Below are 21,280 nucleotides of genomic sequence, written 5' to 3'. Positions count from 1 at the left end.
TGAGATAAACAAAATTTAATAACGTCCCCCTAAATTCTTGTTGCCTAAATTTCAACAATCACTATGCTTGCCTCCCCCTATATTTGAGAGTTAATCATGTTTACCCCGCTAGCCCTTATTGCTGGTCTGCTCATCCTCATTCTCGGCGCCGAATCTTTAGTTCGTGGTGCCAGTGCCCTCGCCCTCAGACTCGGTGTCACACCGCTAGTCATAGGCCTGACCATAGTCGCCTTTGGTACCAGTACCCCAGAATTGGCCGTCAGCCTTAAATCGGCCATCGCTGGCAATGCAGATATCGCCCTGGGCAATGTGGTGGGATCGAATATCGCCAATATCGGTCTCATCCTCGGGCTCACGGCATTGGTGCGTCCGGTAGGGGTACAGTCGCAGATGGTGAAACGAGATATTCCCCTGATGCTGTTTTCGACTCTGCTATTTTGTGGACTGCTAAGCGATGGTGGACTGAGTCGTCTCGATGGTGCCCTCCTGGCTTCTATGCTTGTCGCCTTTCTGGCCATGAGTTATCTGTTTGATAGACAGCAGGCAACCAAGGTCGAAGAAACAAACCGTCCCCTTCCTCCCTTACTGTCAATGCTCTTAGTCGCCCTGGGGATCGGCATGCTGGTCGGTGGCGGCGCCCTATTTGTCGACGGCGCCGTTGCGCTGGCTACACAGCTGGGAATGAGTGAACTGCTTATCGGTCTCACCATAGTGGCCATAGGCACCAGCATGCCAGAACTTATCACCTCTGTTGTGGCAGCCAGACGTGGTGAGAGTGATATCGCCATCGGCAACCTGGTCGGCTCAAATCTGTTTAACCTGCTTGGCATCTTAGGCATCACTGCGCTCATCCAGCCCATAAACGCTAGCGTACCTGCGATGGATCTGCTGGTGATGGTAACACTGGCACTGCTGCTTCTGCCCCTGGCCTGGAGCGGCCTGCGCATCGGCCGGCGCGAAGGGGCATTGCTGCTGCTCTGCTATCTTATCTACTTGAGCTACCTGATCCTCTCCGCTCAATCCGTATAAGACAGCATTGCGACTCACCGATAAGAGATGACATTTGTCACCCCTTATCGGTGACATCTGTGCCTGCAAAAAGACTGGCTGTAAGGCCACTTGCATTTAGGCCAGCATGCTTTTCCCCCCGCAAGCTTGGCGCAAGATTGCGTTCATACAGATCTCTGATAGTATATGTATATATTTACAGTGATCGACTCAGATACTGTTTAAATAGAACGTTAAATCAAATGGGTATAAAGCGTGGATAGACTCGATCTCATGGCGGTGACAGAGTTAACAGGCGTTGCTGCTAAGATGGCGCAGCGGCTGGAGAAGCTCGGCATCAAAACGGTTCAGGATCTGCTGTTTCACCTACCGCTACGTTATGAAGACCGTACCCAGATCTATCCTATCGCCGCCCTCTATCCCGGTAGCTACGGCACCATAGAAGCCGTGATCCAATCGACCCAGATAGTCCAAGGACGCAAACGTATGCTCACCTGCACGGTGCGGGATAACTCGGGTACCCTTACGCTACGCTTCTTCAATTTTTCGGCCGCCATGCGCAACGGCCTCGAAGAGGGTGCGCGCATTCGCGCCTATGGTGAAGTGCGCCGAGGCAAACTTCATCGAGAGATCATCCATCCGGAATACAAGCTACTCCATGACGGCAGCGAACCGAGTCTGAGTGAAACCTTAACCCCTATCTATCCGACCACCGAAGGACTTAAACAAGCCAGCTGGATCAAATTAACCGACCAGGCGCTTGCCCTGTTGGCCCATGGCGCGCTCAAGGAGTTGCTGCCACCCCAGTTACAACCCAATCAGCTTTCGTTAGTCGACGCGCTGCAGCTGCTGCACAGACCCCCGAGCGATGTCAGTCCCTTTGCGTTAGAGCAAGGTACCCATCCGGCGCAGCAGCGCCTTATTCAAGAGGAGCTGCTGGCCCACAACCTCAGCATGTTGCAGCTCAGGCAGCGTAGCAATCAAGATTCGGCCCAGGCGATGCATCCTACCGGGCAACTGCTCAATCCTTTTTTGGCCTCGCTGCCCTTCAAACCCACGGGTGCTCAGCAGCGAGTCGTCACAGAGATCACAGCCGATCTCGCCCAGCACCATCCCATGATGCGCTTAGTGCAAGGCGATGTGGGCTCCGGCAAGACACTGGTGGCGGCTCTTGCAGCTCTGCAAGCCATTGAGAGTGGCTATCAGGTGGCCATGATGGCACCAACCGAACTGCTCGCCGAGCAGCATGCCAATAACTTTGCTGCCTGGTTTGAGCCTCTAGGGTTAACGGTTGGTTGGCTGGCCGGCAAACTCAAGGGCAAGGCGCGCACTCAATCGCTGGAACAGATCAAGAGCGGCGAGGCCCATATCGTCATCGGTACCCATGCCATCTTTCAGCAACAGGTCGAGTTCAACCGCCTGGCACTGATCATCATCGACGAACAGCACAGATTCGGGGTACATCAACGTCTAGGGCTGAGAGAGAAAGGAATTAGCCAGGGCTTTCATCCCCATCAGCTGATCATGACCGCCACCCCTATACCGCGCACTCTGGCGATGACGGCCTATGCGGATCTGGACACCTCTATCATCGACGAGCTACCACCTGGGCGGACACCAGTCACCACGGTCGCCATCTCAGACAACCGCCGCAGTGAGGTGATCGATCGCGTGCGCCAGGCCGCACTAGAGGGCGGGCGTCAGGCCTATTGGGTCTGCACCCTGATCGAAGAATCCGAGGTACTCGAATGTCAGGCGGCAGAAGATACCGCCGAAGAACTAAAGCAAATATTGCCGGAACTAGCCATTGGTCTAGTGCATGGCCGCATGAAACCCGCTGAGAAACAGGCTGTCATGGACGCCTTTAAGACGGGCACCATTCAGCTGCTGGTCGCCACAACTGTGATTGAAGTTGGGGTCGATGTGCCCAATGCAAGCCTGATGATCATCGAAAATCCTGAACGTCTGGGACTGGCGCAGCTGCATCAGCTGCGAGGACGTGTCGGACGTGGCGCCGTGGCCAGCCACTGCGTGTTGCTCTATAAGGCGCCCTTATCGCATACTGCCACCCAACGCCTCGGCGTACTCAGAGACAGCAACGATGGCTTTGTGATCGCCCAGAAAGATCTGGAAATTCGTGGTCCGGGTGAAGTTCTGGGCACCAAGCAGACGGGAATTGCCGAAATGAAGATCGCCGATCTGGTCAGGGATCAGGCCCTCATTCCCCACATTCAGAAATTAGCCCAACATGTTATGCAGCAGGTACCGGAAAATGTTGACGCCATAGTGCTGCGCTGGTTAGGGGAGCGCCAGCAATACGTGCAGGCTTGACTAGGGCCTGCCAGCAATTAAATATTTTTTATTTCACTGGCCACCCCTAGACAAGCCCGGTGAATTTTGCAGAATGGAGTAAGGCCTCTGTGGTCACAGGGGCAATCCAGCCACAATTCAAGGAAATCTCATGCAAGTCAGTCAAGAAGATAGAATTGCCCCACAGACATCGCGCAATGGAATTAATGCGCTCAGTATTGCAGTGGTGATCATTGTGCTCATGCTCGCCGGCGGCGCCTATTACTTCCTCGGCAGTGACGAACCTCAGCCTGAGCCAGAGATACCGGCGCCCGTAACCCTGCCCGAGCCAGAACCGGAGCAGCCCCTAGTGACAGACGCCGCCTTGCCTGAGCCTGACATTATCGAACCTGAGGTGGAAGACCCCATCCCTGAGTCTCCAAGCGACACAGAAGATCCGTTGCCAACATTGGCACAGAGCGATGAGTATATTGTTGATAAGACGGTCGAAGTCGCCAATGGCATGAAGATTGAGCCCATCTTGGTTGAAAAAGATATCGTCAGACACTTCGTGGTGTTTGTTGATAATCTGGCCCAAGGCGAATTGGCGCGTAAGGTCAGCCCGCTCAAGGCGCCCAACAGCAAGTTTACCGTCTCCGAGGTCACCAATAAGACCTATCTCAATCCTGATAGCTATCATAGATACGATCTCTACGCGAACTTCGTGGACAACCTGGATGAACAGCAGCTCTTCGCCACCTACAACAAGGTAAAACCGCTACTGGGCGAGGCATTTGAAGAGTTAGGTTATCCAGACATGAATTTCGATGACCGCATGATAGAGGCGATCGATGTCATGCTCTCAGCCCCCGTTATCGAGGCGCCCATAGAGCTAGACAGCGTCAGCGTTAACTACAAGTTTGTCGACCCTGCGCTTGAAGGCCTGCCTAATGCACAGAAGTTGATGATTCGCATGGGCCCAGAGAACAGCAAGAAGGTCAAAGCCGCCCTGCGTAAGCTCAAGAAGCAGTTAAAACAGTCATAACAGACTTGTCGCCCGATCCTGAACGGGCGACATTTTCCCGGCAACCACGCCGCGATCCCACGCCATTATCTCTCAACAATCACATATTTATGTAAACCGTGAATAGGTGTACAATAGCCGCCTCACAAATTTACCTTGTGGCTTAGTTTCTGGTTATGGAAAACATCAGCAAGATGCTGTATTTAGAGGCAAAGTAGTGCGGTTACACTTTCATATACACTCAGCGGGTGCCTGGTCTCCCCATTACCAGCAACTGGACGACTGGCAACAGTGGCCCTCTATTGCCAACGAGACAGAAACATCAGCGCAGACTGTACCCGCTCTCAAGCAAGTGCCCGCCATGCAAAGGCGCCGCTTTAGCAAGCTCACTAAGATGCTGTTAGAGGTTGCCTTTCAGTGCGAGGCGCCGTCTCAGTGCCGCACCATATTTGCCTCGCGCCATGGTGAACTTAATCGCACTGTGGATCTGCTGCAGGACATAGTGCGTCAGCAACCTATCTCACCCATAGGGTTCAGTCAGTCGGTGCACAATACCGCCAGTGGTATCTTCAGCATTCTGACCGATAACCGCTCACCATCGACATCGATCGCCGCCAGTGAAAATACTTTATCCCAGGCGATAATTGAGGCATACGGCCAACTGGCCGAAGATAACAGTCCAATTTTATTGGTCTTTGGCGATGAGCCCGTATCAGACATCTATAAAGAGTTTACCCAAGAGCCTGAGCTCCCCATCGCCCTCGCCTTACAACTCTCTCTGCCCGCGCCAGAGCAAAAAGGTCTGACGCTGACACTGGATACGGCCCCCTCAGCGACCGAATTGGCTGCGGTCCCGGAGATCGGCTTTGGCCAACTACTACATGCCATTGCCAGCTTACAGCCACTCGAAGGCCGTCTTAACCAATACCTTTACCGGATAAACCATGACTAGCCAGGTCGTTGCCAAACGCCTGACCGGCATCGCCTATATCCCCCGTTGGCTAGGCGGTGTAAGCTGCTATATCGCCTTTGGCCTAGGCGGCTTACTCAGTTCGCTCACTATACTGCCGGTACTGAGATTATGGCCGGGCACGCAAGCGGCACGCGTCGCCCGAGTGCAACGGGCTGTGCACCTGATGTTTCGTGGCTTCGTACATATGCTCACCTGGGCGGGCGTCATTCGGGTAACCACCCAAGATCTTCATCGATTGCAACAGGCCAAGGGCAAGGTGATCATTGCCAATCATCCCACCCTAGTGGATGTGGTGGTGCTAATAAGCTTAATGCCCAATGTTGGCTGTATCGTCAAACAGGGGCTGTGGCGCAATCCGTTTATGCGGGGCGTGGTTTCTTGTGCCGGGTATATCCCCAACCGCGGCGCCGATCTGCTGCTCAATGACTGTAGTCAGGTACTGGCCCAAGGCACTAATATGATTATCTTTCCCGAAGGTACCCGCACCCGCAAAGGAGAGATAATTAACGATTTTGCCCGTGGTGCCGCCAATATTGCACTACGCACTAACACAGATCTGATCCCTGTTGTATTAAGGACCAATGCCGTTGGACTGACTAAGCAGGAATCCTGGTATCAGATACCTCGCCAAACCATAGGCATGAATGTCGAAGTAGGCGAAACTATTGAACATATCAGGTATCATGCTCAAGCTGGCGGTGATGCCAAAATGGCGCGGCAATTGACGCGGGATCTCGAAGAATATTATAAACAACAACTTGATATTAATTATGAGCTTACAAAACGAAATTAAACAACTCATCATAGATTGCCTCGATCTAGAAGATGTCAGCATCGACGATATTGAAACCGATGCGCCCCTCTTTGGCGACGGTTTAGGGCTAGATTCTATCGATGCGCTTGAGCTGGGCTTGGCAATTAAGAAACAGTTCGATGTCAAAATCGAAGCCAACTCAGAAGCCACCAAGGCTCACTTCTATAGCGTTGCCAGTCTGGCAAGCTTTATCGAATCTCAACGCGGTTAGGAGGCAGCATGCAAAATCGTGAACAAATTCTACAGATGCTGACTCAGATCCTGGTCGATGAGTTTGAAATCGATGCCGACGATATCGCGCCAGAGGCGTCACTGTACCAAGACCTTGATCTGGACAGCATAGACGCGGTTGATCTGGTCATTAAACTGCAACAACTCACGGGTAAGAAGATTCAACCCGACGAGTTTAAAGCCGTTCGCACCGTCAACGATGTCGTGACGGCTATCGAAGGGCTAGTGAAGCAGTAATGCGTCTGTTTCTGCAATTAGTCACTGGCCTGGTGCTGCTGGGGTACCCCCTCGCCGTCTACTTTGGCCTAAACTATTTGCCGCCGGGCGTGATTGCGCTCGCACTCTGTAGCCTGCTGTTATTGCGACTGGCACTGCAGAGACAGCAGGTGAGAGCCATGATGTTGCCCATCATAGTGGGCATTTTTCTGACCGCCGGAAGTTACCTGGCAAAACAGAACGCTTGGCTACTCTACTATCCTGTAGTGATCAACCTGAGCATGCTGGCGCTGTTTGCCTACTCGCTCAACCACGGCCCTACCATGATAGAGCGCCTTGCCAGACTCAAGGAACCAGACCTGCCTGAGGAAGCGATTCCTTATCTGCGTAAGGTCACCATGCTGTGGTGTGGCCTGTTTATCTTTAACGGTGCCATGGCGCTGTACACGGCTAGCGCCACCAGCCTAGCCACTTGGACACTCTATAATGGATTTATTGCCTACCTGCTGATTGGTTTGCTACTCGGCGGAGAATGGCTATATCGAACATTCTGGTTAAAAAAGTCATGACAGCCCTACTCAAACATTGGCTCAAACACGGCCCTGCGAGTCAGCAGCTAATAAGCTTCAATCACCACGATATAGTGAACGGTGCCGCCTTTACCGCTCAGGTCGCAGCAGTCTTTGAGAGCCTTAGCCAACATCAAGCCAAACGCTGGTTGCTAGCCTGTGATAGCAGCGACCTCTTCGCGGTCGGCCTCTGCGCCGGGCTCTTAGCAGGTAAACAGCTCATCTTACCGGCCAATACCCAGAGCGGCACCCTGAGCGAACTCGCTCTGGAATTTGACGGCGTGCTGTCAGACCATCCTCTGTGCGAGGCCAAAGACCATATCGCCCTGAGTAAAGATCTGAAGCATGCTGGCCCCTGGCCAGTCAGTCAGGGTTTTGGCGAATTGATCTTGTTTACCTCGGGCTCTAGCGGTCAACCCAAGGCGATCACTAAGACACTTGATCAGCTCGATGCCGAAGTCACTGTGCTAGAACAGACTTTTGCCAATCACCTGCCCCAGTGCAGTGTGATCTCAACAGTCTCTCATCAGCATATCTATGGTCTGCTGTTTAAGGTGCTTTGGCCACTAGCCGCCAGCCGCCCTTTCCTAAGCGATCTGGTGGAATACCCCGAAACCTTAACTTATTACGCCAACCTGTTTCCTAATCTCTGCCTGATCAGCAGCCCGGCGCAGTTGTCACGCCTGCCCGATGCCCTAGACCATCAGCCACAGATGCGCGCGCCTAGCCTTATCTTCAGCTCTGGTGGCCCCTTGAGCCTGGAAGCTGCTAATGCCATTGCCCACTGTTACGGCAAGCCGCCCATCGAGGTCTTTGGCAGCACAGAAACCGGTGGTATTGCCTATCGTCGCCAGCACGCTCACCAGCAGAACTGGAGAGCCTTTGCCAGTCACGTGATCAAACAAGATCCCCAAGATGGTGCGCTCTGGTTAAAATCCCCCTATCTACCAGACAACGATTGGCTCAAATGTGACGACAAGATAGAGCTACTCAGCCCCAACGAATTTGTGCTGCAGGGCCGTCTGGATCGCATCGTCAAGATAGAGGAGAAACGTCTGTCACTCGTGCAGATGGAAGCCCTGCTGGAGAGTCATCCACTGGTCGAGCAAGCCGCCTTAGCCGTATTGGAACAACCCAGGGTAATACTGGGCGCAGCCATAATGCTGTCAAGCGAGGGCAAACAACTGCTGCAAGCTCAAGGCAAGTTGGCGGTCAATAATGCCCTCAAGCAACATCTTCTCAGTCAGTTTGAACGTGTCACCCTGCCAAGGCGCTGGCGCTATCCTGATGCCTTGCCAATAAACACTCAGGGTAAGCGTATTCACGCCGAACTGTTAGAATTGTTTAATCATGATTAAGTCAAGTTTACCCCCCATTATCAGCAAACAGGTGCTGGAAGATGGCGTCGAGTGGCAACTGCGCATCGACGCCGAGCTGCCCTACTTTAACGGCCACTTTCCCGAGCAAGCCGTGCTACCTGGGGTGACGCAACTGGATTGGGCAGTGCAGCTGGGCGCGGCCGAATTTGGCTATCGTCCCGAGGTGCAGACCCTTGAGGTGCTCAAGTTTCAACAGTTGATCTTGCCGGGCAGCCAAGTCCGTCTCAAGATCAGCCTCAACCGTGCTAAACATAAGCTGACCTTCGCCTACTTTCAGGACGATCAGCGCTACGGTTCAGGCCGTATTTGCCTTGCCCCGCTGCAAAGCAACCAGGAGGCTTGCTGATGCAACTGGCGTTAGTCATTCCAAACTACAACCATCGCCAGGCGATCAAGGCAACGCTCGCGCGCCTGGAGCCTCTGGGAATGACCTGCTACCTGGTCAACGATGGCAGCGATGACGAAACCCGCCATCTCTTGTGCCAATTGGCGGCGCAATACGACTGGGTGCGATTGTTACATCACCCGTTCAATCGTGGCAAAGGCGCGGCGGTAATGACGGGGCTTAGGACGGCTTACGCCGATGGTTTTAGCCATGCGCTGCAGGTGGACGCCGACGGTCAACACGACCTCGACGATATTCCTAAGATGATCGAAACGGCACAGGCTCAACCCCAGGCGCTGATCTCCGGACTGCCTCAATATGACGAATCCGTTCCCAAGGGACGCCTCTATGGGCGCTACCTCACCCACTTCTGGGTCTGGGTTGAAACCCTGAGCCTGGAGATCCAAGATTCCATGTGCGGCTTTCGCGTTTACCCCTTAGCCGCCACCGAACAACTGTTTCTCAGTGAACAACTGGGCGAGCGGATGGATTTCGACATCGAGGTGTTGGTCAAACTCTACTGGCAAGGCGTTGAGGTCAAACACCTGCCGACACGGGTGATCTACCCCGAAGATGGCACCAGCCACTTTCAAGGGGTCAAGGACAATGTGCGTATCTCCGTTATGCACACTAAGCTTTTCTTCGGCATGCTAAAACGTGCCCCTAAGCTGCTACGCCATAAACGCCGCCGACCACAGAAAGTGCAACATTGGTCGCGCATCGGCGAGCGAGGCAGCTACTGGGGGATCAAGTTGCTGGCCGAGAGCTACAAACTGGGCGGGCATTGGTTATGCCGCGCCATCATGTATCCGGTGATCTGCTACTTCTTTGCCACTGGCTCTGCGGCGCGCCGTGCTAGCCAGGGGTTTTTACGTCAGGTACAAACGCTAGAACCCAAACATCCCGACCTTCAGGGCGAAATAGGCTGGCGCCATAGCCTGAAACACTTTTTCGCCTTCGGTAACGCAGCGCTGGATCGTATCGATGCCTGGTGCGATCGCATCAAGCTCAGCCAGGTCGATTTTCCCGACCGCGAACTATTGGCTAAGCCACTGGCTCAGGGCCAGGGCGCCGTACTGCTGGTCTCTCACCTGGGGAATCTGGAGCTATGCCGCGCCATCTCAATTCACCAGCGCAAGGTGAAGGTCAATGTGATGGTGCTGACCCAGAACGCGGAGAACTTCAATCGGGTGCTGAAACAACTCAACCCAGATAGCGCCCTTAACCTTATCCAGGTCACCGAACTGGGCCCCAGCACCTCTATGTTGCTACAGCAAAAGATAGAGCAGGGAGAACTTGTGGTGATCGCTGGCGATCGTACTTCCACCAGCAGCGAAGGCCGGGTGCTCTATGCTCCTTTCATGGGCAAAGAGGCCCCCTTCCCCCAAGGCCCGTTTATTCTGGCCAGCCTGCTGGACTGCCCTGTCTACCTGATGTTCTGCCTCAGAGAAAATGGCCGCTACCGTGTCCATGTAGAACACTTTGCCGACACACTCAAGGGGCCGCGCGCCGGCCGTATGGAACGATTACAACAGGCGGTAAACCGTTACGCCGAGCGACTGGAACACTATGCCCGCCGTGCACCGCTGCAATGGTTTAACTTTTTTGATTTTTGGCGCAAGGATGATGAACTCCTGCGCGAGGCCAAGCCTCAAACGCTCAACAGGACAGAGAAATAGATGACACAGACAACCCATAACCCTGCATCCAGCGCACAGGTCAAGTTTGGCCAACGTAACCTCTCCCTCGAGGAGGTCGTTGCCATTGCCAAAGGTGCTCAGGCCAAGCTCGATGACAGCGCCGACTATCAGGAGTATATCCAAAAGGGGGCTCGCTTTATCGATAGCCTGCTGGCCGAAGAGGGCGTGGTCTATGGGGTAACAACAGGCTATGGCGACTCCTGCACAGTCACAGTTGGATTAGATCTGGTCCATGAACTGCCACTGCATCTGTCACGTTTTCACGGCTGCGGCCTAGGCAATATTCTCAGTGTCACCCAAGCTAGGGCCGTGATGGCCTGTCGCCTCAGCTCTCTTGCAGTCGGTAAGTCCGGGGTCAGTTATGAGCTGCTTCAACGCATCGAAACTCTGCTAAATCTTGGCATCACCCCGGTGATCCCCGAAGAGGGCTCGGTTGGCGCCAGTGGCGATCTCACGCCGCTATCCTATCTGGCTGCGGTACTGATTGGTGAGCGCGAAGTGTTTTACCAAGGTGAGCGTCGCGACACTGCTGAGGTTTACCGCGAGCTCAATATCACGCCGCTGACCCTGCGCCCCAAAGAGGGTCTCGCCTTGATGAACGGCACAGCCGTGATGACGGCGCTAGCCTGTCTAGCCTACGACAGAGCCCAATATCTCAATCGCCTGGCCAGTCGTATCACCGCCATGGCGTCATTGACCCTCAAGGGTAACTCGAACCATTTCGACGATATCCTGTTTGCGGCCAAGCCTCATCCTGGCCAGAACCAGATTGCCGCCTGGATACGTGACGATCTTAATCACCATGAGCATCCTCGTAACTCAGACAGATTACAGGACAGATACTCGATCCGCTGCGCGCCGCACATCATAGGGGTGCTGCAAGATGCCCTGCCCTTCATGCGTCAGTTTATCGAGACCGAGCTCAATAGCGCCAACGACAACCCTATCGTCGATGGTGAGGGTGAACACGTGCTCCACGGCGGTCACTTCTATGGCGGCCATATCGCCTTCGTGATGGACTCGATGAAGAACGCCATCGCCAATATCGCCGACCTTATAGACCGTCAAATGGCACTGGTGATGGACCCTAAATTTAATAACGGCCTGCCCGCCAACCTCTCGGGCGCTCAGGGTAACCGTAAAGCGATCAACCACGGCTTCAAGGCGGTGCAAATCGGCGTCTCGGCCTGGACCGCCGAGGCACTTAAAAACACTATGCCTGCCAGCGTCTTCTCTCGCTCCACCGAATGTCACAACCAGGACAAGGTGAGCATGGGCACTATCGCCGCCCGCGACTGTATGCGTGTGTTGCAGCTTACCGAACAGGTCGCCGCAGCCGCACTGTTAGCCATGACCCAAGGTATTCATCTGCGCATCGCCCAGGGCGAATTGTGTCACGCCTCGCTGGCCACCTCAGTAGCCAAGACCCTAGATCAGGTCAGCGCCGACTTTGAGCTACTCACCGAAGACAGACCACTGGAAAGCGTGCTCAGACAGACGGTGGACAAGATCCAGCAGGGACAGTGGGAAGTGTGTCACTAGGAGGTATCAGATGAAGGCACTGCTCACCACAGAGATGGAGATGGTCATCCCCTTTCACGATGTCGATTCGATGGGGATCACCTGGCACGGCAACTACCTAAGGTATTTCGAGATCGTTCGCTGCCAGTTGCTGGACGAGATCGATTACGGCTACCGCAAGATGCAGGCCTCGGGCTATGCCTGGCCCATTATCGATCTACAGATCAAGTATGTGCAGGCCAGCACCTTCGAGCAGAAGATCAAGGTGATCGCCTCATTAGTGGAGTGGGAAAACCGTCTCAAGATCACCTATCAGGTGCGTGATCCCCAGACCAATCAACGCCTGACCAAGGGGTATACTGTGCAGGCCGCGGTCGAGATCGACAGCAAGGAGCTTTGCCTGGTCACGCCCACTTGCTTTCGCGACAAGATAGCCCACCTGCTGAGCGCAGAGGAGCGTGAATCCCTATGATGGCCAGACTCGTCACCAGTCACATCAAGCTAGGGCTAAGCGCACTGCTGCTTTGCCTGAGTTTCATTAGCTTGAGCACTCATGCAGATCAATCAACCGATTATGAGGCACTTTTTAAAGCGCCAGCGGACAAAGCAGCCTTAAGCGCCTTAGCTGAGCGTCTCGGTGGTGGTGACGCCGCAAAGGGCGAGTTTAGCCAATCCCGCTATCTCAAGGTACTGAAGAAACCGCTAGTGAGTCAGGGAGAATTTCTGTTTCAGGACAAACTGGGGATCGCCTGGCTGCAAACTGCGCCATTCTACAGTGGCCTGATTCTGACCCAGAACACCTTGGTGCAGATAGACGCCGACGGTAACAAGCAGGTAAGCCACGCCGATGAAAACCCTCAGGCAGGCGCCATGGCGCAGATGATGCCTAAGCTGATGAGCGCCTTGTTAAGTGGCGATCTCGTCCCACTAGAGACCCAGTTTACGCCGCATCTTATCCAACAAGCTGGCAGCTGGCAGCTGGGACTTGAACCCAAAGAGCCCCTTATCAAGCAGGCGATGCCGCGCATCGTACTGCAAGGCGCCGAATCACTAGACTCGCTAACCCTGTTAGACAGCCGCGGCGATCGCAGCGTGATCACCTTTAAAGCGCTACAAAAACGCCCGCTGACACCTCAGGAACAAACCTATTTCGACCTGAGTCCGCCTCAGGCTCAGCCCGCGCAAGAGACAAGATGATTCTCAAGCTCAGCGACTGGCTAAGTCGTCTCTCCGCCAACACCAGACTCGCCATCTGGCTAGTGTTGCTGGCTGTCATGGCACTGCTAGCCCTGCAGGCATTGAATCGCGGCGCCGGCGTACAGAGCGATATTCTGGCCATGTTACCCAAGATCCAGGAAGATCCCCTGACCCAAAGGGCGATAGACAGGGTTGAGCAGCAACTGGCGGATCGCATCTACCTTGGCGTCGTCAGCCAAGATGAGCGCGTAGCAGTGCAAGCTGCCCAACAGCTGATGGCCACGCTCGGTGCGACCCCGGAGGCCTTTACCCAAGTGCAGAGCGCAGATCTACGCGGCGTCCAGGCCCTCAACCGCTTCTATTTTCCCTATCGATTCCACCTGCTTACCCCTCAGCAGAAGCTCAGGTTAGAAAATGGACAATTAGCGGAGTTAGAGGCTAATACATTAGCCCAGCTGTACAATGCCTTTGGTTACGCCAATAGCCAGCTACTCAGCCAAGATCCCCTGCTGCTCTACCCTGAGGTACTTAAACAGCTATCGCCACAACAACGACTCAAGGTAGTCGATGGCGTCTTGGTTGGGCAAACCAATACCGCAGATCAGCCGGCGGCCAGTGTCGCCATCATCATGGCTAAGGGTGTCGGCAGTGCCTTCAATCCCAAGGCGCAAGAGCGCCAGTTAAACACGCTAGAAAGCGCGATAACCCAGATGCAGCAAACCATAGGGGCTGAACAAGCGGTCAGTGTGCTGCGCGGCGGCGCACTATTTCATGCGGCGGCGGCGACCCAACAGGCCAAGCAAGAAGTTTCCAGCCTGGGACTGGCCTCGCTAGTTGGTGTGATTATTCTGGTGTGGCTGGCATTTCGCTCTGTCATGCCGCTCACCATAGCGGCCATAACAATTGGTACCAGCCTGTTATTTGCCATGAGCACCACGCTCTGGCTCTTTACCCAGGTACATCTGCTCACCCTGGTCTTCGGCACTAGCCTTATCGGTATCGCCATCGACTATAGTTTTCATTTCTATTGCGAGCGTTTGCAGGCCCAGGGCGTCACCCATGATAACCAGGCCGCCAGCAAGGCGGTGACCAAGGTGTTTCCCGCCGCCAGCCTAGCGCTGCTAACGACTGTGATCGCCTATCTCGCCATCGGACTAACGCCCTTTCCTGGTATGCAGCAGGTGGCCGTTTTCTGCGCCGCCGGACTCTTGGGCGCCTATTTGACGCTGATCTTCGCCTACCCCAAGCTTGCCAACAGCGCCATGAAGCCAGCTCCAAAGGCCTTAGGCTATTCCAGCAACTACTTACAGCTCATGCAGCGTCTCGCTCGCCAATTCAGAGGAAAAGGCCTTGTAGCGCTGCTAGCTCTAGCAATAATGACCACATGGGGATTGTCACGCCTTGGCGTCAACGATGATATTCGCGCGCTGCAGCAAAGCCCAGAGCGAGTCACCCAGAGCGAGCAGCAGTTACGTCAGGTGATGAGTGGCGGTACCGACAATCAATTTATTCTGGTGCGCGCAGACACCCCCGAAGCCCTGCTAACACGGCTTGAGGGGCTAACGCCCATATTGGCATCACTGCAAACGCAGCAGGCACTGGGCAATTTTGTCAATCTGGCTAATTACCTGCCGAGCCAAGCAAGTCAGCAAACCGCATACCGACTTCAGGGACAGATCTATCAAGACTTACCCGCTCTGCTCGATCGCCTGGGCCTGGATGACAGCCTGGCGCCGCCGTTAATCCAGGCTTACGAGGCGAGCGCAGCCAAGACCATTATTCCAGATAGCTTTCTTGCCTCTGACGCAGGTGCTTTATTTGCGCCGCTCTGGCTAGCCCCTAAGGATAAGGGTGAGCAATACGCTGCTATCCTCTTACTCGGTGGCATCAAACGCCTAGAGACTCTTAAGGCGACAATCGCTCCACTAACGGGCGTCAGTCTGGTCGATAAGGTGCAGGATATTTCCGATGTGATGGCCAAATATCGCAGCCTCACCCTCGGCCTGTTAGCGCTGGCACTGTTAGTTGCTGGGACGATATTCTCCCTGCGCTTCGGTCTTAAGATGGCGCTATGGATAACCTCAGTACCCGCCCTGGCGGCACTCTTGACCCTGGCCCTACTGGGGATAACAGGCTCACCACTGACCCTGTTTCATGCTTTGGCGCTGATCTTGGTATTTGGCATCGGCGTCGACTACAGCCTATTTTTCGCCGAAAGCCAGCAGGGAGAGAGCGTGATGATGGCGGTATTCATGTCGGCCTGTTCGACCCTGATGGCCTTTGGTCTGCTGGCCTTCAGCCAGACCCCCGCCATCCACTATTTTGGCCTGACACTCCTCTTGGGGATAGCCCTGACCTTTGGGTTATCTCCATTTATTCATACATTAACAAGGATTGATAAGTGATGATATCAGCGCAAACGCCCGAGCTTAAGGCGCATTATGATGTGATAGTGATAGGCGCCGGTCCCTCAGGGAGTGTTGCCGCCAGCCTGTTACATCAAGAGGGCAAGCGTGTGCTTGTGCTGGAGAAACAACATTTTCCCCGTTTCTCCATCGGCGAGAGCCTGTTGCCCTGCTGCATGCAGGTGATTGCCGAGGCCAATATGCTCGATGCCGTCAACCAGGCGGGTTATCAATTCAAAAATGGCGCCGCCTTCAACGCTAACGGCCGCTCCACCTACTTCGACTTTACCGACAAGTTTACCCCTGGTCCGGGCACCACGTTTCAGGTCGAGCGCGGCAACTTCGACAAGCTGCTCGCCGATACGGCCGCAAGCCAAGGGGTCGAGATCCGCTATGGTCAGTGCGTCGAGGCCGTCGATCTAACCCATCAACCCAGGCTCACCATCAGCGACGAGCAGAGCCAGCGCTATGAGCTCAGCGCCGATTACCTGCTCGATGCCAGCGGTTTTGGCCGCGTCCTGCCGCGTCTTTTGGATCTAGAGCGGCCATCTGGTCTTCCCAGCCGCACCGCCATCTTTACCCATATCAGGGACAATATCGACAGCGTCGACATGGGCGATTATCACTTCGACCGCAATAAGATATTGATAAGCGTTCACCCGGACAACCGCGACATCTGGTACTGGCTGATCCCCTTTAGCGATGGCCGCTGCTCACTCGGAGTGGTAGGGGAACCTCACCTTCTCGGCGATGCTGATGATCTGGAACAGACCCTGATGCGTCTGGTGCGCGAAGAGCCCAGACTCAAACAACTGCTCAGTCAGGCAGAAATTATTCGCGAACCCGCCAAATTGGCAGGTTACTCGGCCAACGTCAGCACTCTGGCCACGGATAAGTTCGCCTTGCTAGGCAATGCCGGTGAGTTTCTCGATCCTGTTTTCTCATCAGGTGTCACCATAGCGATGCAATCAGCCTCGATAGCGACTAAATGTGTTGTGAAACAGCTCAATGGTCAGACGGTCGACTGGCAAACCGAATACGCCCAGCCGCTGATGCGCGGTGTCGATACCTTCAGAACCTATGTCCAGGCCTGGTATGATGGACGCTTCCAGGATGTGATCTTCTATCAAGAGCCTAACCCTAAGATTAAGCAGATGATCTGCTCTATTCTGGCGGGTTATGCCTGGGATGAGAACAACCCATTTGTCGCCGAGTCTGAGCGTCGTCTTAATATGGTCGTGGAACTATGCCGCTAACCCGAGGCCTGATGCTTGCAGCCATCTTGCTGCTTAGTGCTTGCGCCCAAACGCTGGACAGGCAAACCTGCATGGTACTGGCGCAGGGGGTCGACTATTGTCTGGCGCCCCTGCCAACAGAGACCAACATCAGCCAGAGCCAACTGGTGAAGCTCAAGGTAAAACAATCCAGACATCAACTGCTGAGCCAACTGGATCTCTCGCCGCAGACGCTCACCTTAGTAGGGCTTGCGCCCCTGGGGCAGCCACTGTTTACCCTCAGCTATGACGGCGACCAGCTAACCAGTGAACAGAGTCTACTATTGGGTGAGCAATTTAAGGCCGAGTATCTTCTTGGGCTGCTGCAATTGATATACTGGCCGACCGAGGATGTAAATCGCTATTTACAAGGGGCGACACTCGCCAGTTATGAGTGTGATGCACCGCGGTGCAGAAGATTATATGCTAACGACGGCGTGACCATCATGGATATCCGCTACAGTCAGACAGCACCTTGGGCAGCACAGGTAAATCTGGATTTTCAGCAGGCGCAGCTTTCGCTTGATATTCGGCCCCTTGAGTAAATCAACCGCGACATAGCAAAAGAACGGACACAATGACACAGATAGCTATCACCCACTTAGGATTATCCACACCACTGGGCGATGATCCCCAAACAGTCCTGCGCCACCTGCTCGACGGCGATACCCAGGGCATGCAGTGGCGTGACGACCTGATCCCAGACACTCGCGTACTCGTGGGCATGGTGAACTCAGCGCTGCCGAGCATAGCACCTGAGCTACAGAGATTTGACTGTCGCAACAACCAGCTGCTTCAATGCGCCGCCGAACAGATCGCCTCAGCCGTCGAACAAGCCAAGCAGCAATACGGCGCCGATCGCATAGGTATCGTCTTAGGCACCAGCACGTCGGGCATCGCCAAAGGCGAGAAGGCGCTGGCCTACCGCGCCGAACATGGTGTCCTGCCAGCCGATTACCTCTACTCTAAACAGGAGCTAGGCAACAGTTGCGACTTTCTGCAGCACTATTTTGACCTCACCGGCCCCTGCTATACGGTTTCGACCGCCTGCTCCTCCAGTGCCAAGGTGTTCGCCAGCGCCAAGCGCCTGCTACTGGCTGGCGTGTGCGACATGGTGATCGTCGGTGGTGCCGATAGCCTGTGTAAGCTCACCCTAAACGGTTTTCACTCGCTGGAGTCTGTCTCTAAGGCCCATTGCCAACCTTTTAGCCGCAACCGCGACGGCATCAATATCGGTGAAGGCGCCGCCCTGTTCACCCTCACCTTAGGCAAGGCCGAGCTGATGCTGGCCGGTGTGGGAGAATCCAGCGATGCTCACCATATCTCCTCGCCCCATCCTGAAGGCACGGGCGCGGTTGCCGCCATCGAGATGGCGCTGCAAGATGCCGGTATCGCCCCATCACAGGTGGGCTATGTCAACTTACATGGGACGGCAACCATGAAAAATGACGCCATGGAGAGCCGAGCTTTACTTAAGGTCTTTGGCGAGCAGATCCCCCCAGTGAGTTCTACCAAGCCCCTGACCGGACACGCCCTGGGCGCTGCCGGCGCCTTGGAAGCCGCCTTCTGCCTGCTCTTGCTGTCACAATATAATGATCAGCAAGCACTGCCGCCTCAGGTGGGCGATCAAGAGTGGGATGGCGACAACCCTGAGCTTCCTTTTGTTACGCCGGGTCAAACCCAGGCACTCGACTACATCATGAGTAACTCCTTTGCCTTCGGTGGCAGTAATGCTAGCGTGATCTTCTGCCGGGGAGAGAGCTAAACCATGCCGACAATAACGCCATTAACTGACATCCCATTAGAACAGGTGCTGCCTCACCGCGCGCCGATGATCCTTATCGACAGGCTGCTGGAACATGCTCCCGATACCTTGCTCACCGAGGTCTGCATTGGACCGCAAAGCGCCTATTTCGACGCCGCCAGTCAATCTGTCCCCAACTATGTGGGCATAGAGTATATGGCTCAGAGCATCGCCGCCCTCGCCGGACTGGAAGCGAGCGCCCGGGGAGAGGCGATTCGGGTCGGTTTTCTGCTGGGCACGCGCAAGTTATCATTGGCGATCCCCGCCTATGAACAGGGCGAGTGTTATCAAACCCGGGTCACTCGCCTCTATCAGGAAGACAACGGCCTGGCGGTATTTGATTGTAAAATATTCCATAACAATCAACTTGTAGCAGAGGCCAATGTTAATGTATTCCAGCCCCAAGATACCCAAGCCTATATCTTGGAGAGTCAAGCAGGGAAAGAAGAAGAGAAAGTAAAATGAACAGACGTGTGTTAATTACCGGTGCCAGTCGCGGTATCGGCAAGGCTATTGCCCTTAAGCTGGCCGAGACGGGCCATGATATTGCCCTGCATTTTCACAGCAACCAGGCGGCGGCCGACGAGACCCAGGCAGAACTTGAGGCCCTAGGGGCCAAGGTGAGCCGCCTGCAGTTCGACGTGGCCGATCGCGTCGGCGTCAAAGCCGCCATTGCCGCCGACATCGACAGTCATGGCGCCTATTACGGCGTGGTACTCAATGCCGGTATTACCCGCGACACCGCCTTTCCCGCCATGACAGATGAGGAGTGGGATGGGGTGATCCATACCAACCTGGATGGCTTCTACAATGTTATTCAACCCTGCACTATGCCGATGATCCAGGCAAGACAAGGCGGACGCATTATCACCATGGCCTCGGTATCAGGCATCGCAGGCAACCGTGGTCAGGTGAACTACAGCGCCTCCAAGGCAGGTATCATAGGGGCCACCAAGGCGCTGAGCCTGGAGCTGGCCAAACGTAAGATCACGGTTAACTGCATCGCTCCCGGCCTCATCGAGACAGATATGGTCAGCGACTTCCCTCAAGAGATGGTCAAGGAGATGGTGCCGATGCGCCGCATGGGCAAGGCCTCAGAGATCGCCGGCCTGGCGAATTTCCTTATGTCCGATGAGGCAGCCTATATCACCCGTCAGGTGATCTCAGTTAATGGTGGCATGATCTAATGAATAGCAAGACTCGACGCGTAGTGATCACTGGCGCCGGCGGCGTCACCGCCCTGGGGCACGATTGGCCCAGCATCGCCCAGCGCCTGCAAGCAAAGCAAAACTGCGTGCAGCGTATGGAGGAGTGGGACAGATTCGACGGCCTTAACACGCGTCTGGCCGCTCCTGTCACCGACTTTGAGAAGCCGGCGCACTATTCACGTAAGAAGATCCGCGCCATGGGCCGGGTCTCTGTTATGGCTGCCTGGGCCAGCGAAAAAGCACTGGCTGACGCAGGCCTATTGGATGACCCCATAGTCACCTCAGGCGCTATGGGTATCGCCTACGGCTCCTCCACCGGCAGTACAGATCCTATCGTCGCCTTTGGCGACATGCTGAAGCACGGCGACATGTCGGGAGTCACCGCCACCAGTTATATCCGCATGATGGCCCATACTACGGCGGTTAACGTCGGCGTCTTCTTCGGTCTCAAGGGACGGGTGCACACTACCAGCAGCGCCTGTACCTCGGGCAGCCAAGGCATAGGCTATGCCTATGAGGCGATCAAATATGGTCAGCAGGATCTTATGCTGGCCGGTGGCGCCGAAGAGCTCTGCCCCACCGAAGCCGTGGTATTCGACACCCTATTTGCCACCAGTACCAAGAACGATAACCCCAGCGAGACACCTAGTCCCTTCGATCGTGACAGAGATGGCTTAGTGATTGGCGAAGGCGCCTGTACCCTGGTTCTGGAAGAACTTGAGCACGCCAAGGCGCGCGGCGCTAAGATCTACGCCGAGCTGATTGGTTTTGGTACAAACTCGGACGGACTGCATGTGACCCAGCCCAACGCCGAGACCATGGAAGTGGCTATTCGACAGGCACTCAAAGATGCCGATCTGGCCGCCGACAAAGTCGGTTATGTCAATGCCCACGGCACAGCGACCGACAGAGGGGATATCGCCGAAACCCAAGCGACTCACGCCGTCTTTGGCGAGCGTATGCCTATCTCTTCCCTAAAGAGCTACACAGGCCACACCTTAGGCGCCTGCGGTGCCCTAGAGGCCTGGCTCACCATAGAGATGATGAACGCAGGTTGGTTTGCTCCCACCCTCAACCTGAACAATATCGATCCCGCCTGTGGCCAACTCGACTACATCAAAGATGAAATGCGCCAGCTCGACACCGACTATGTGATGAGCAACAATTTTGCCTTTGGTGGCATTAATACCTCGCTGATCTTCAAGCGCTGGCGCGGCTAAATAGGTTACTGATCGCCACTGGGTCACAAACCTGTGGCGGTCAATGCCTCACTGGCACAGGCC

Annotated in this window: 21 protein-coding genes; all 21 read left to right on the top strand. The window is 54.9% G+C overall.

Annotation, left to right across the window (positions count from 1 at the left end; translation table 11 throughout):
- The first annotated feature begins 96 nt into the window (after positions 1-96).
- Entirely contained in the window at positions 97-1,029 is a 933-nt protein-coding gene (locus tag L2712_RS13600) for a calcium/sodium antiporter (protein ID WP_248978091.1), read from the top strand.
- A gap of 234 nt (positions 1,030-1,263) precedes the next feature.
- A complete protein-coding gene (recG, locus tag L2712_RS13595) occupies positions 1,264-3,339 on the top strand; it encodes an ATP-dependent DNA helicase RecG (protein WP_248978090.1) in 2,076 nt (691 codons plus the stop codon).
- 130 nt (positions 3,340-3,469) lie between these two features.
- Positions 3,470-4,342, top strand: a complete 873-nt coding sequence (locus L2712_RS13590; protein ID WP_248978089.1) for a DUF3014 domain-containing protein — start codon at positions 3,470-3,472, stop codon at positions 4,340-4,342.
- Positions 4,343-4,538: 196 nt separating this feature from the next.
- Positions 4,539-5,273 carry a beta-ketoacyl synthase chain length factor gene (locus L2712_RS13585; RefSeq protein WP_248978088.1) on the top strand — a complete coding sequence of 245 codons (735 nt, stop codon included), beginning with the start codon at positions 4,539-4,541 and terminating at the stop codon, positions 5,271-5,273.
- Complete coding sequence (locus L2712_RS13580; protein WP_033539326.1) at positions 5,266-6,087, top strand: lysophospholipid acyltransferase family protein; 822 nt, start codon at positions 5,266-5,268, stop codon at positions 6,085-6,087. Before L2712_RS13585 ends, L2712_RS13580 begins: the two co-directional genes overlap by 8 nt.
- Positions 6,065-6,319 carry a phosphopantetheine-binding protein gene (locus tag L2712_RS13575; protein WP_033539325.1) on the top strand — a complete coding sequence of 85 codons (255 nt, stop codon included), beginning with the start codon at positions 6,065-6,067 and terminating at the stop codon, positions 6,317-6,319. The genes L2712_RS13580 and L2712_RS13575 overlap by 23 nt, the downstream gene beginning before the upstream one ends.
- Before the next feature lie 8 nt (positions 6,320-6,327).
- Complete coding sequence (locus tag L2712_RS13570; protein ID WP_033539324.1) at positions 6,328-6,576, top strand: acyl carrier protein; 249 nt, start codon at positions 6,328-6,330, stop codon at positions 6,574-6,576.
- Positions 6,576-7,124: a COG4648 family protein gene (locus L2712_RS13565; RefSeq protein ID WP_033539323.1), complete on the top strand. Its 549-nt coding sequence runs from the start codon at positions 6,576-6,578 to the stop codon at positions 7,122-7,124. The genes L2712_RS13570 and L2712_RS13565 overlap by 1 nt, the downstream gene beginning before the upstream one ends.
- Positions 7,121-8,482: an AMP-binding protein gene (locus tag L2712_RS13560; protein ID WP_248978087.1), complete on the top strand. Its 1,362-nt coding sequence runs from the start codon at positions 7,121-7,123 to the stop codon at positions 8,480-8,482. The genes L2712_RS13565 and L2712_RS13560 overlap by 4 nt, the downstream gene beginning before the upstream one ends.
- Positions 8,475-8,849 (top strand): 3-hydroxyacyl-ACP dehydratase FabZ family protein, encoded by a 375-nt coding sequence (locus tag L2712_RS13555; protein WP_033539321.1) that lies wholly within the window; start codon positions 8,475-8,477, stop codon positions 8,847-8,849. Before L2712_RS13560 ends, L2712_RS13555 begins: the two co-directional genes overlap by 8 nt.
- On the top strand, positions 8,849-10,567 hold the full coding sequence (locus L2712_RS13550) for a glycosyltransferase family 2 protein (protein ID WP_248978086.1): 1,719 nt from the start codon (positions 8,849-8,851) through the stop codon (positions 10,565-10,567). The genes L2712_RS13555 and L2712_RS13550 overlap by 1 nt, the downstream gene beginning before the upstream one ends.
- Positions 10,568-12,130, top strand: a complete 1,563-nt coding sequence (locus tag L2712_RS13545) for an HAL/PAL/TAL family ammonia-lyase (RefSeq protein ID WP_248978085.1) — start codon at positions 10,568-10,570, stop codon at positions 12,128-12,130.
- Between the two features lie 10 nt (positions 12,131-12,140).
- Positions 12,141-12,581, top strand: a complete 441-nt coding sequence (locus L2712_RS13540; protein ID WP_248978084.1) for an acyl-CoA thioesterase — start codon at positions 12,141-12,143, stop codon at positions 12,579-12,581.
- Positions 12,578-13,306, top strand: coding sequence for an outer membrane lipoprotein carrier protein LolA (locus L2712_RS13535; RefSeq protein ID WP_248978083.1), 729 nt, complete (start codon positions 12,578-12,580; stop codon positions 13,304-13,306). The genes L2712_RS13540 and L2712_RS13535 overlap by 4 nt, the downstream gene beginning before the upstream one ends.
- Positions 13,303-15,711: an MMPL family transporter gene (locus L2712_RS13530; RefSeq protein ID WP_248978082.1), complete on the top strand. Its 2,409-nt coding sequence runs from the start codon at positions 13,303-13,305 to the stop codon at positions 15,709-15,711. The genes L2712_RS13535 and L2712_RS13530 overlap by 4 nt, the downstream gene beginning before the upstream one ends.
- Complete coding sequence (locus L2712_RS13525) at positions 15,711-16,967, top strand: NAD(P)/FAD-dependent oxidoreductase (RefSeq protein ID WP_248978081.1); 1,257 nt, start codon at positions 15,711-15,713, stop codon at positions 16,965-16,967. The genes L2712_RS13530 and L2712_RS13525 overlap by 1 nt, the downstream gene beginning before the upstream one ends.
- Entirely contained in the window at positions 16,958-17,530 is a 573-nt protein-coding gene (locus L2712_RS13520) for a DUF3261 domain-containing protein (protein ID WP_248978080.1), read from the top strand. The genes L2712_RS13525 and L2712_RS13520 overlap by 10 nt, the downstream gene beginning before the upstream one ends.
- Before the next feature lie 32 nt (positions 17,531-17,562).
- Positions 17,563-18,750, top strand: a complete 1,188-nt coding sequence (locus L2712_RS13515) for a beta-ketoacyl-[acyl-carrier-protein] synthase family protein (RefSeq protein WP_248978079.1) — start codon at positions 17,563-17,565, stop codon at positions 18,748-18,750.
- Positions 18,751-18,753: 3 nt separating this feature from the next.
- Positions 18,754-19,254: a hotdog family protein gene (locus L2712_RS13510; RefSeq protein ID WP_033539313.1), complete on the top strand. Its 501-nt coding sequence runs from the start codon at positions 18,754-18,756 to the stop codon at positions 19,252-19,254.
- Positions 19,251-19,976 (top strand): 3-ketoacyl-ACP reductase FabG2, encoded by a 726-nt coding sequence (locus L2712_RS13505; RefSeq protein ID WP_033539312.1) that lies wholly within the window; start codon positions 19,251-19,253, stop codon positions 19,974-19,976. Before L2712_RS13510 ends, L2712_RS13505 begins: the two co-directional genes overlap by 4 nt.
- A complete protein-coding gene (locus tag L2712_RS13500) occupies positions 19,976-21,217 on the top strand; it encodes a beta-ketoacyl-ACP synthase (protein ID WP_088905609.1) in 1,242 nt (413 codons plus the stop codon). Before L2712_RS13505 ends, L2712_RS13500 begins: the two co-directional genes overlap by 1 nt.
- Positions 21,218-21,280: the final 63 nt, after the last annotated feature.

This window comes from Shewanella marisflavi, assembly GCF_023283925.1.
Lineage (GTDB): Bacteria > Pseudomonadota > Gammaproteobacteria > Enterobacterales > Shewanellaceae > Shewanella > Shewanella marisflavi.
The sequence above is the reverse complement of the archived record's forward strand: the minus strand, read 5'-3'. Positions and strand labels throughout refer to the sequence as shown.